A 232-nucleotide genomic window follows, 5' to 3' on the forward strand; every position below is an offset into this window, starting at 1 on the left:
TGCCGTATATGGTCAGCTATTTGGAGCCTTGATTACCTATGTTCTTCTCAAATGGCTGTATGATGTTACGAGCACCGGCTTGCCTCGGCATGCCATTCTTTCGTTTGCCCGGTTTGCCCGATTACTTGTTTTCTGTTCGCTTCCCGTTGAGTGGCAGTTACGGATTCATTGTATTCTATTAGGAGAATCCCGATTATTTTGATATGGGGTAATTTGGTTAATCAACAGGCCT

Annotated in this window: 1 pseudogene; it reads left to right on the forward strand. The window is 44.4% G+C overall.

What is annotated here, in order from left to right:
- Positions 1-202: pseudogene (locus tag PPOP_RS24280) on the forward strand (IS4 family transposase); the annotation flags it as partial.
- Positions 203-232: the final 30 nt, after the last annotated feature.

Source organism: Paenibacillus popilliae ATCC 14706 (assembly GCF_000315235.1).
Classification (GTDB): domain Bacteria; phylum Bacillota; class Bacilli; order Paenibacillales; family Paenibacillaceae; genus Paenibacillus_B; species Paenibacillus_B popilliae.